Source organism: Cronbergia sp. UHCC 0137 (assembly GCF_034932285.1).
Lineage (GTDB): Bacteria > Cyanobacteriota > Cyanobacteriia > Cyanobacteriales > Nostocaceae > Cronbergia.
This window is the reverse complement of sequence record NZ_JAYGHC010000028.1, coordinates 1-10,012: the sequence shown is the minus strand read 5'-3', so window position 1 is coordinate 10,012 and position 10,012 is coordinate 1. Positions and strand designations below refer to the sequence as shown.

General features: G+C 37.0%; 12 protein-coding genes. 11 read left to right on the top strand and 1 reads right to left on the bottom strand.

The window, feature by feature from the left end; genetic code table 11:
* From VB711_RS15595 to VB711_RS15565, 7 genes are all read left to right on the top strand, one after another.
* Positions 1–194, top strand: a 194-nt coding sequence (locus tag VB711_RS15595) for a DUF4351 domain-containing protein (RefSeq protein ID WP_323287046.1), incomplete at its 5' end; no start/stop codon positions are given.
* 42 nt (positions 195–236) lie between these two features.
* The gene (locus VB711_RS15590; RefSeq protein WP_323287045.1) at positions 237–470 is read left to right on the top strand and encodes a DUF4351 domain-containing protein; all 234 of its coding nucleotides are present in this window, start codon (positions 237–239) and stop codon (positions 468–470) included.
* 113 nt (positions 471–583) lie between these two features.
* Positions 584–1,408: an SWIM zinc finger family protein gene (locus VB711_RS15585; protein WP_323287044.1), complete on the top strand. Its 825-nt coding sequence runs from the start codon at positions 584–586 to the stop codon at positions 1,406–1,408.
* Complete coding sequence (locus VB711_RS15580; RefSeq protein ID WP_323287042.1) at positions 1,405–2,187, top strand: TIGR01548 family HAD-type hydrolase; 783 nt, start codon at positions 1,405–1,407, stop codon at positions 2,185–2,187. The genes VB711_RS15585 and VB711_RS15580 overlap by 4 nt, the downstream gene beginning before the upstream one ends.
* A 9-nt stretch (positions 2,188–2,196) precedes the next feature.
* Positions 2,197–3,549: a cytochrome P450 gene (locus tag VB711_RS15575; protein ID WP_323287041.1), complete on the top strand. Its 1,353-nt coding sequence runs from the start codon at positions 2,197–2,199 to the stop codon at positions 3,547–3,549.
* Positions 3,550–3,587: 38 nt separating this feature from the next.
* Positions 3,588–4,637, top strand: a complete 1,050-nt coding sequence (gene cobW, locus VB711_RS15570; RefSeq protein ID WP_323287040.1) for a cobalamin biosynthesis protein CobW — start codon at positions 3,588–3,590, stop codon at positions 4,635–4,637.
* Between the two features lies 1 nt (position 4,638).
* Entirely contained in the window at positions 4,639–5,088 is a 450-nt protein-coding gene (locus VB711_RS15565) for an ABA4-like family protein (protein WP_323287039.1), read from the top strand.
* Between the two features lie 53 nt (positions 5,089–5,141).
* Here the strand turns inward: VB711_RS15565 and VB711_RS15560 are convergent, their stop codons facing one another.
* The gene (locus tag VB711_RS15560) at positions 5,142–6,014 is read right to left on the bottom strand and encodes a 6-carboxytetrahydropterin synthase (protein ID WP_323287038.1); all 873 of its coding nucleotides are present in this window, start codon (positions 6,012–6,014) and stop codon (positions 5,142–5,144) included.
* A gap of 260 nt (positions 6,015–6,274) precedes the next feature.
* Between VB711_RS15560 and VB711_RS15555 the strand changes: the two genes are divergently transcribed.
* The 4 genes from VB711_RS15555 (at position 6,275) to VB711_RS15540 (ending at position 10,005) form a co-directional block, all read left to right on the top strand.
* Positions 6,275–6,505, top strand: coding sequence for a hypothetical protein (locus tag VB711_RS15555; protein WP_323287037.1), 231 nt, complete (start codon positions 6,275–6,277; stop codon positions 6,503–6,505).
* 276 nt (positions 6,506–6,781) lie between these two features.
* Entirely contained in the window at positions 6,782–7,945 is a 1,164-nt protein-coding gene (locus tag VB711_RS15550; protein ID WP_323287036.1) for a DNA cytosine methyltransferase, read from the top strand.
* Positions 7,946–7,984: 39 nt separating this feature from the next.
* Positions 7,985–9,538: a hypothetical protein gene (locus VB711_RS15545; RefSeq protein WP_323287035.1), complete on the top strand. Its 1,554-nt coding sequence runs from the start codon at positions 7,985–7,987 to the stop codon at positions 9,536–9,538.
* Positions 9,539–9,600: 62 nt separating this feature from the next.
* Positions 9,601–10,005 carry a DNA polymerase III subunit delta gene (locus tag VB711_RS15540; RefSeq protein ID WP_416233589.1) on the top strand — a complete coding sequence of 135 codons (405 nt, stop codon included), beginning with the start codon at positions 9,601–9,603 and terminating at the stop codon, positions 10,003–10,005.
* The last annotated feature ends 7 nt before the right edge of the window (positions 10,006–10,012 follow it).

Below are 10,012 nucleotides of genomic sequence, written 5' to 3'. Positions count from 1 at the left end.
GAGGAATTGAAAGGGGAATTGAAAGAGAAAAAAATTTCATTCTCCGTCAAATCAATCGGAAATTTGGACAAATTGATCTAGAACTAGAAACCAAAATTAGAAGCTTAGATATAGAAATCATAGAAGCCTTGGGAGAGGAAATATTTGATTTAGATACTGTGGAAGATTTACAAAGTTGGTTAGAAAATGTTTGATACAGGAGTCATACCACAATAACAGAAAAAAAGGAGGAAGTTATGCAAATTGTTACCAGTTGGATGGAAGAAGGAATTGAAAGGGGAATTGAAAGGGGAATTGAAAGAGAAAAAAATTTCATTCTCCGTCTAATTAATAGGAAATTTGGACAAATTGATCTAGGATTAGAAACCAAAATTAGAAGCTTAAATATAGAAATCATGGAAGTTTTAGGAGAGGAAATATTTGATTTAGATACTGTGGAAGATTTACAAAGTTGGTTAGAAAATGTTTGACACAGCAATTTTAAATAATATGTGAAAAAAGTTAAGTAGAGAGGATACTAACTTCTGGAAGCTTTGCTTTATAAGCTAAAATCATTTTATTGTCAAAAATTCTTGAATTAATTATGAGTAATGAAACCTTACAAGCGAGTCGGGAATGGTGGTCACAAAGGTGGCTAGATTTACTAGATTCTTATCGGTTTAAAAAAAGGTTAGAAAGGGCAAGAAATTACTCCCGACAAGGAAACGTTTTGAGTATTCAATTCAAAGGTGCAAAAGTATTAGCGCAGGTACAAGGTAGTGAAGTAGAACCTTATAACGTCTCCTTGAATATTGATTATTTCAGTGATGAAGAGTGGGGTTATGTAATTGAAACAATGTCCAAAAAAGCAATATTTTCGGCTAAATTATTAGCGGGAGAAATGCCCCAAAATATCGAAGAAGTTTTTACAAGTAATGGATTATCTTTATTTCCCTTTACCTTGGGTGATGTTCATAGTAAATGCTCATGTCCTGATAAAGTTAACCCTTGTAAACACGTCGGTGCTGTATACTATCAGTTAGGCGATCGCTTCAGTGAAGACCCGTTTGTATTATTTCAACTCAGGGGACGCACCAAAGAACAAATTATTACCGATTTACGCCATTTACGCAGTGCCAAATCTGGAGAAACAGCCCAGAAAACACCTGAAAATCAACAAATAATTCCTGAACATCAATATACTGTGAACATGGATGCTTTTTGGCAGTATAATGAGCCGTTAGAATCTTCTTTAGTAGTAATTGCACCTTCAGTTAGTGAGACAGTATTAGATGTATTGGGAACAATTCCCCTCGCTAAAGATGAGGAAAACTCAACTGCTAGTGATGTGACAATGAAGTATTTGCAAACAGTTTACCAAAATGTGAGTCAAAAGGCTGTTTTAGCGGCCATGAATATGAATATATGATAAAACAAGCGATCGCTATTTTTGATATAGATGGTGTAATCCGTGACGTAGGCGGTTCTTATCGTCGCGCCTTAGCAGACACCGTAGAACATTTTACCAGTCAAGCCTACCGTCCCACACCATTAGACATTGATAATTTAAAATCAGAAGGTTTATGGAATAACGATTGGGAAGCCTCCCAGGAATTTATTTACCGTCACGGAGAAAACCAAGGAAAAACCCGTGAACAAATGCAACTAGACTATCAACAAATAGTCGCTTATTTTCAATCTCGTTACAGGGGAACAGATCCAGAAAACTGGAACGGTTATATTTGTAATGAACCCTTATTATTACAGCCTAGTTATTTAGAACAACTTACCCAATCTGGGATCTTGTGGGGATTTTTTAGCGGTGCAACTCGTGCTTCTGCAACATATATTTTAGAAAAACGTTTAGGCTTACAATCTCCTGTATTAGTCGCCATGGAAGACGCACCAGGTAAACCAGATCCCACCGGACTTTTTGCCACAATTCGCTTATTAGAAAATGGCATAAATCAACAGCAAACAGTGATTTATGTAGGAGATACAGTAGCCGATATGCACACTGTCCAAAAAGCCCGCATTTTAGATAATTCTCGCCCTTGGATTGCTGTGGGAATTTTACCACCCCATGTACAAGAAACAGCCCATAGAGATGATTATACTGAAACCCTAATTAAAGCAGGTGCAGAAGTTGTTTTTAGTAATGTCCAAGAACTAACACCAGAAAAAATTCAGCAATTACAAATTAATTGAACAATAAAAATGTCTAAATCCAAATTACCTAATGGTCCCCAAACACACCCTTGGTTACAGACATTTAACTGGATTAGTAACCCTTTAGAATATTTAGAAAATTGCGCTAAAAATTATGGTGATATCTTCACTTTAAGATTAGCCCCAGCTTCGATTCCTCAAGTATTTATTAGTAATCCCCAAGCAATTCAGCAAATTTTTACCACTGATCCAAAACAGTTAGATTCTGGTGCGCCGGCTGGAATTAAAGCGCCTTTATTGGGAGAACAATCATTATTAGCCCTAGAAGGAAAGCCCCACCAGCGTCAACGCAAGTTACTAACTCCGCCATTTCACGGTGAAAGGATGCTGGCTTATGGTGAATTAATTCGTAATATCACTAAAGAAGTGATTAGTAATTGGCAGATTGGAGAAAATTTTTCTGTCCTTTCTGCTATGCAAGGAATTTCTTTTCGTGTGATTTTAAAAGCTGTATTTGGACTAGAAGACGGTTCTAGATATGACGAATTAGAAAAACTTTTAATTGCTATTCTTAACCCCAAAAAACCTGCTTTACGAGCAACAATACTACTCTTTCCAATTTTACAAAAAGATTTAGGTGCGTTGAGTCCTTGGGGCAGTTTTCTCCGCTTACGGCAACAAATAGATCAATTGATCTATGCTGAAATTGAAGATAGACGCAAGAACCAAAATTCATCTCGGACTGATATTCTATCTTTAATGATGGCTACTCGTGATGAAGCGGGTGAACCAATGACGAATGTAGAATTACGTGATGAGTTAATTACTTTATTGGTAGCAGGTCACGAAACTACAGCCAGTTCTTTAGCATGGGCTTTTTACTGGATTCATAATTTGCCAGATGTGCGGAAAAAATTGCTAGATGAATTGGATAGTTTGGGTGAAAATCCCGATCCCAATACTATTTTTAGATTACCATATTTAAATGCTGTTTGCTCGGAAACATTACGTTTGTATCCAGTAGCCCCCCTTGGATTAAACAGATTGGTAAAAACACCTTTAGAAATTACAGGTTATCAGTTTGAACCGGGAACATTGCTAATTCCTTGTATTTATCTTACCCATCATCGAGAAGATTTATATCCTAATTCCAAACAGTTTCAGCCAGAAAGATTTTTAGAAAGACAATTTACTCCTTTTGAATATTTGCCCTTTGGTGGTGGTAATCGTCGCTGTATTGGTATGGCATTTGCACTGTTTGAAATGAAATTAGTTTTAGCAACAGTTTTATCTAAATGCCAAATGGAAAGGGCTGATAATAAGCAAGTTTTACCAGTTCGCAAAGGGCTGATATTTGGACTATCTGATGGTGTTCAAATGAAAGTTACAAGAAAGCGGTAATACAGTGTACAATTAATTGGTACAACTACATAAAAAACATGACTACAAAAATCCCTGTTACAGTCATCACAGGCTTCTTAGGAAGTGGCAAAACTAGCCTCATTCGTCACATTCTCCAAAACAACCAAGGACGACGCATAGCAGTATTAGTCAACGAATTTGGAGAACTGGGGATAGATGGTGAATTATTAAAATCTTGTCAAATCTGCCCCGAAGATGAAACAGCAGAAAATCAAGAAACTAATATCTTTGAACTCACTAACGGCTGTTTATGCTGCACCGTTCAAGAAGAGTTTTTTCCCACAATGCTAGAGTTAATTAAACGCCGAGATAGTATTGATTGTATAGTAATTGAAACCTCCGGTTTAGCATTACCAAAACCCTTGGTTAAAGCCTTTCGTTGGCAAGAAATCCGCAATGCTGCCACAGTAGATGCAGTGATTACAGTGGTAGATTGTGCCGCAGTTGCAGCCGGAACATTTGCTAGTGATTTAGAAGCCATAGCCGCACAAAGACAAGAAGATGATAGTTTAGAACATGAAACACCATTGCAAGAATTGTTTGAAGATCAATTAGCTTGTGCAGATTTGGTAGTTTTGAATAAAACCGATTTAGTAGATGCCCAAACAAAAGCACAAGTTATAGAATTAGTCAAGGGAGAATTACCCAGAGTAGTGAAAATTGTCGAGAGCGATCGCGGTACACTAGACCCATCTATACTATTAGGATTAGAAGCCGCAGTAGAAGATAATTTAGATAGTCGTCCCAGCCACCATGACACGGAAGAAGACCACGACCATGACGACGAAATTACCTCAACTCACGTTATTTTAAACCGTTCCTTTGACCCCGAAAAATTACAACAACAACTGCAAACCTTCGCACAACAACAAGAAATTTACAGAATCAAAGGTTTCGTTTCTGTTCCTAACAAACCCATGCGGTTAGTAATGCAAGGTGTCGGCACAAGATTTGATAAATTTTATGATCGACCATGGCAAGCAGAAGAAGCAAGACAAACCCGCTTAGTTTTTATCGGTCGTGATTTACAATCATTAGATATAGAATCAAAACTTATTGCTTTGTAACATGAATATCACAGATTTATTCACCCTTGCCAACCTTTTCGTTTTACCATTTTGGGCATTAATCATATTTCTCCCCAATTGGCAAGTTACCCGCAAGGTAATGGAATCATATCTTCCTTTCATCCTTTTAGCTGCTGCATATCTATATTTATTTATCAACAGCATTAAACCAGAAGATGCTCAAGCGTGGTCAAATTTGCAATTAGCAGATATAGCCCGTTTGTTTTCACAAGAAAGCGTTGCTGCTGTAGGTTGGATTCATTTTCTCGTCATGGATTTATTTGTTGGTCGTTGGATATATTGGGAAGGTCAAAAAACTGGTATTTGGACAATTCACTCCCTATCTTTGTGTTTATTTGCCGGACCTTTAGGCTTGCTTTCTCACATCTTCACCGATTGGATTACCAAAACCTTTGTTAAAAGTTCCGAAAGTGAACCCGTGAAAATATAGCAGGTAAAAAATGTAGAGACGTTCCATGGAACGTCTCTTTGGGAATTGATTTCCTAAACCTTAGCCAAAACAGGCTGAGATTTTTTAGTGCTAACTGAATTGGAATCAGAATCAGCAACGTAAATTTCACAGGAGTTATTCGGACTTTCGATTAATTTAACCTTGTAAAGCTTCGCTCCTAACTCTTCAATTGGCGATCGCAATAAATTACTAATGTAAAGAGCAATATTCTCAGCCGTCGGGACAATTTCGGCAAAATAAGCAATGTCTTTATTTAAAAACGTGTGATCAAAAGGTTCTATCACATAATCAGCGATCGCTGTTTGCAAAGCACCCAAATCTACACTCATGCCCGTGCGATCGTCAATCTCCCCTTTCACCGTCACTTCTAAATGGTAATTATGGCCGTGACCATTGGGACGAGCGCATTTACCATAAATTTCTGTATTTTCCTCCAAACTCAAGCGAGGATGAGCCAGTCTGTGAGCAGCACTAAAATGAGTGCTAACAGTCAAATAAGCTTCCATTCCATTTCCCATATATTCTGCCCAAAGTTCAGGATGTTCAAATAACTGCACACGGACTAAGGGTAGCTGAGGTGCTAACCGTTGCCAAATCACCCGTGCGATATTCTCAGTGGTAGGTAGAGTTTCTTCAAATTCTGTCCACACATCATTGAGATAAGAAAAGTCTAGTTGGCTGGTAACTTCCTTTTTGATTACGTGTTTCACGTCAGACAAGTTCAACACCATGCCATATTCATCAACTTCCCCAGCTAGGGAAATAAATAAGACATAGTTATGACCATGACCGGGAAATCTAGAGCAAGCACCAAATTTCTCAATATTTTCGGCTAGACTCAGTTCTGGCAACCAATACCGATGACTTGCCGAAAACTGGGCGCGGCGATTAACAATACATTGCATGAGTACACTGGAAACAGAACTTAAAGTTTCTTAATCTATTACCAGCATAAACCAATTTGTTGCGTAGTGGTGAGGAGGCAGATAATGATGATGTTAATGGCATTGTGTCTTTTGGTTTATAATCTGGGACAAAGACAATTACGAATTGCATTAAAAACACAAAAAGCTACTGTTAAAAATCAACTGAATAAACCCACAGAATCTCCCACATTAAGATTGAAAAAGCGGGAGGTATCCAGGTTGAAAGTGATACTGATGGTGTGTTTTTCTCCCACACTGAACCTCTGCTGATATTTGAAAAGCTGCCAAATGCTTTACCTACTGGTATCAATATCGAGTTGGAAATCCTTGCTCAAGCGATGTTTGTTCCCTCTAGAGGAGCTAAGAATTATATGATCTGGCATGAAGATGGTAAAATTACTACTAAGGGTTCATTGCGGAAACGCGATCGCTCTCGTTTAGAAGAAGATACATTCAAGGAAATAAGGTAAGGTAATGTTGTTACATATATTTTAATATCTGGATTAAATAAGCGTAGGGTAGCATTATAGACTGGGTATTACCAAACGATAAAATTGTCTAAGCTGATGTTGTAAAGTTAATTTTTCTAAAAAAAGTTTTCAGGTCGTTGGCAAGTAAAATACAGTGTACTAACTTAACTAATGCTAATAAAGCTTGTCCCTAATTAATCAATATGGTTTCCATATTAAAAACTTGGTGCTTATATAAACATTAGTTAGAATAACAAAAAGATTAAAAGAGGTTAAATGAATCTAAAAGCTGCCGTGTTAGAAAATAAACTAACTTCTCTAAAAACTAGAGAAATAACAGAAATACAGAATAACATCAACATTGATACAAAAGAGTTGATGGCACTATCCCTATTCTCTGGAGGAGGAGGATTGGATCTAGGATTTTCAGCGGCAGGTTTTAAAGTTGGATGCTCTACAGATATAGATTCTTTTTCTTGCCAAACGCTAATCCTCAACAATGGAAGAAAAATATATTACAAGAATACACATTCAATAATAGCTGATATCACAGAAATTTCAGCAAAATATTTACTGAAAAAAGCAGAGCTTAATCATGATGAAATTGACATTGTTTTAGGTGGTCCACCCTGCCAAGCATTTTCTGTATTTGGTCGTCGTAAAGGACTAGATGATCCACGCGGTAATTTAGTATGGGAATATCTTAAAATCATTCAAGAGATAAGGCCAAAGGCTTTTGTTTTTGAAAATGTGCCTGGTTTAAAATCCATTCATAATGGAAAGTTATTTGAAGAAATACTCACGGAATTAACAATAGGTGGTACATATACAATATCTGCACATAGTTATCAAATGGCTGAATATGGAATCCCTCAGTTCCGTGAAAGAATATTCATTATAGGAGCAAAAAATGGTTCAATTGTTCCCAAAATGATTCCAACGCACGGATGCGGCGCACCATTAACACTTAAAAAGTATCGTACTGTTAAGGAAGCACTGCAATATTTGCCTGAACCAGGAAAATTCAGTTCAGTCTCCAATCACATTGGAAGAAAGCACAGCCAGAGAATCATCTCCCGGTATGAAAACTTAAAATTTGGAGAACGAGATACAAAAACGAGAATAAATAAATTACATCCAGAGCGTCCAAGCTTTACCATAATTGTTGGTTCTGATAAAGGTGGTGGTAAAGGTCATATTCATCCATTTTTTCCAAGAGAAGTAACTCCGCGTGAATCAGCACGTATGCAGACTTTTCCAGATTGGTGGGAATTTTATGGTACTGGAAGGCATATTATTCGGCAAGTCGGAAATGCTGTTCCTCCCCTTTTCGCTGCACTTCTCGCGGAACATCTTCGTGTGCATATTTTTGGTAAAAAAAAACAAAGGAGCTATGAGGATTTCATAGAAATACTAAGGCTTAATTATCTCCAAAAATAAATCGAAAAATTTACAAAAATCCATGAAAAACTTTAACTTATGATTATTGATTTATTCAGTCATAAAATCCATTCAAGCAGCGATGAATGGGTTGAGAAATTAGCCGAATTAGCCACAATATTTGGTGAATTTGATGGAAGGCTTTACAATCGAGCTACGTTTGAAAGCCGTCTACAACGCATCAGTCCACGAGCTTCTTACTTAACACAAGAGGTGTCTAAATTACCATATTCTCAAGGTGGTAGACTGGATGTATCGAAATTTCGTGATGAAATAAGTGCCTATCCAGCATACTTAGGGCTTTACTTTCTTGAGAAATCAGTATCTGGTTGGGTAGTTAGAGTTAGTGAGACAACCAAACGTTTTTTACTCAGAGAAGAACCAGATGTCGCCTCATTTCTTCGCCTTCAATTACCCTTGTTCCAATACCCAAATGCAATGGGGGCGGTTTATAAAAGTCATTCTAACGATCTCCGAATTCAGGCTAATACAAAAGAGCGAACATTAGGATTTATAGAACAAGGTATTCATTTTTCACCTGTACGGCTTATGTCAGTTGCATTGAAAGCAGATGCTCAATTACGTGATGTTGAAATTTTTAGAGCTACTGTGACTTTTCAAGAAATATTTGGATTAGCAAATTCTCCAATAGTAAACCAACAAGCCTTACCAAATGTCGAAAACGTGATAGAAGTATTGGATAGCATTCGCCAAGGAAATACATTAGTACCTAGAAGATATGAAAGTAGATTTCATACATTAAGACATACAGAAATGTTTGATATTCATAAACGGAGCATTAAGCTTAGGGACAGCGTAAATGAAGCTGATCGCGATCAGTTAATAAAAAGATTAGAAGCAATATGTAGTATTGATTGTCAGTTTAATGATTTTGATAATTGTACAACTGATCAAGACATTAAAAATGTAATTGCCAGTAGTGCTTGGGGAAAATATTTTGATGGCGTAATGAGTTTACCATCTCAGATTGTTGAAGTATTAACAGATGATAAAGTCTTGGAATCTAATAAAATTCCTGAACCCATTGAATTTGGAGAAATGGAAGCAATCCCACAGCCAGTTGCAGAAATATATCCTTTCAGAGATAGGACGCGTTTATTACCACCTGTAAAACCGTATAATCGGCAAAGTGAAATTGCAGATCCTGAACTAACAAAAATCAAGAGACAGCGCCGAAATTTAATACACAAAGAATTAGTTGATAAGATGGATTTTTGGTTACGAAATATAGGCGCACAGCCTAAAGAGAATGATCATATTGATCTTGTTGCGAAAATACCATCAGATGGCTCATTTATTTTTGAGATGAAAAGCGGAGGAGAAAGTTTATTAGAGCAGATCAGAAAGGGGATTAGCCAACTTTATGAATACAAGTATCGTTATAAATCAGTAATTAATGATGACCACATCTCCCTATGCCTTGTATTACCAGAAAGTCCTGATTCAATCCCTTGGATAACAGAATATGTATGCAATGACCGAAAAATAAATATATGCTGGTTTAATGATAATGGTGATTTATCATGGCCAAGTATCTGTTCTGAACAGATGAAAGTATTAGAAAGACAATAACTTACTGTCTTAAAATAATACTACCCAACAGCACATTACTGGGAGTTTGTGCAAAAGAAATTTTGTTGCAGTTGGAGTCCATTCTCCCCAAAATTCCCTCAACCAATACCCTCCTTATCACCAACACTCACAAACCTGATGCGAGAAATAAATCAGTCAAACTCCTACTTGAATACGCACAGGTACAGGAATTTCCTCTCATTCCCCAATGGCAAACCCAAGCATTAATACAGCAAGCTCGTACTTTAGCTGACGAAGTAGGCGTAACACTCACTACCGATGCCTACACAGTATTGATTGATTACACAGGCAATAATACACGACTGATATTCACCGAACTAGAAAAGCTCAAAACTTATGCTTTGGGTAAAACAGTCAATGGGGATATGGTGAAAGAATTAGTCTCAGAAAGTGCTGCTAATAGTTTAGTGCGATTCGTTGTTATACTCTACAAGGTCATAACTTGAGTTTTTT

Coding starts and splice junctions, on each gene's coding strand:
- VB711_RS15585 (WP_323287044.1), top strand. CDS start 584: ATGAGTAATGAAACCTTACAAGCGAGTCGGGAATGGTGGTCACAAAGG.
- VB711_RS15580 (WP_323287042.1), top strand. CDS start 1,405: ATGATAAAACAAGCGATCGCTATTTTTGATATAGATGGTGTAATCCGT.
- VB711_RS15545 (WP_323287035.1), top strand. CDS start 7,985: ATGATTATTGATTTATTCAGTCATAAAATCCATTCAAGCAGCGATGAA.
- VB711_RS15550 (WP_323287036.1), top strand. CDS start 6,782: ATGAATCTAAAAGCTGCCGTGTTAGAAAATAAACTAACTTCTCTAAAA.
- cobW (WP_323287040.1), top strand. CDS start 3,588: ATGACTACAAAAATCCCTGTTACAGTCATCACAGGCTTCTTAGGAAGT.
- VB711_RS15575 (WP_323287041.1), top strand. CDS start 2,197: ATGTCTAAATCCAAATTACCTAATGGTCCCCAAACACACCCTTGGTTA.
- VB711_RS15560 (WP_323287038.1), bottom strand. CDS start 6,014: ATGCAATGTATTGTTAATCGCCGCGCCCAGTTTTCGGCAAGTCATCGG.
- VB711_RS15565 (WP_323287039.1), top strand. CDS start 4,639: ATGAATATCACAGATTTATTCACCCTTGCCAACCTTTTCGTTTTACCA.
- VB711_RS15590 (WP_323287045.1), top strand. CDS start 237: ATGCAAATTGTTACCAGTTGGATGGAAGAAGGAATTGAAAGGGGAATT.